The sequence below is a fragment of the Mesorhizobium sp. M8A.F.Ca.ET.021.01.1.1 genome (assembly GCF_003998025.1).
Classification (GTDB): Bacteria; Pseudomonadota; Alphaproteobacteria; order Rhizobiales; family Rhizobiaceae; genus Mesorhizobium.
In genome coordinates this window covers 1-612 of the sequence record NZ_RZSJ01001067.1, presented here as the reverse complement: position 1 = coordinate 612, position 612 = coordinate 1, and the positions used below count along the sequence as shown (strand labels likewise).

Sequence of the window (612 nt, the reverse complement as noted above, 5' to 3'; positions counted from 1 at the left end):
GCGGGATTTCGGCGGTGACGTTCTTCAGATTGTTGCCGCGCGCGCCGACAACCTTCAGGCGCCGGTTCTTCTTCGCCTCGCGACGCACGCCGGGCGTCGCTACTTCGAGCGCACCCGACAAATATTTGCCGGTGATCGAATTGGGGTTGGCCATCACCTGCTGCGGCGTGCCCTGGGCGATGATCTCGCCGCCATGGATGCCGGCGGCCGGACCCATGTCGACGACATAGTCGGCATGCAGGATGGCGTCCTCGTCATGCTCGACGACGATCACCGTGTTGCCGATGTCGCGCAAATGCTTGAGCGTGTCGAGCAGACGCGTGTTGTCGCGCTGGTGCAGGCCGATCGACGGCTCGTCCAGAACGTAGAGCACGCCGGTGAGGCCCGAGCCGATCTGCGAGGCCAGCCGGATGCGCTGGCTTTCGCCGCCCGACAGCGTGCCGGAATTGCGCGACAAAGTGAGATAGTCGAGACCGACATCGTTGAGGAAGCGCAGGCGCTCGCGGATTTCCTTCAAGACGCGGACAGCGATCTCATTCTGCTTGTCGTTGAGCTGCGCCGGCAGGTCGGTAAACCAGCGATCGGCATTGCGGATCGACTGTTCCGTCACTT

The 612-nt window shown here is 63.2% G+C and carries 1 pseudogene; it reads right to left on the bottom strand.

Features of this window, described 5'->3' with window-relative positions:
• Window positions 1-612 (bottom strand): annotated as a pseudogene (locus EOA36_RS36625) (excinuclease ABC subunit A); the annotation flags it as partial.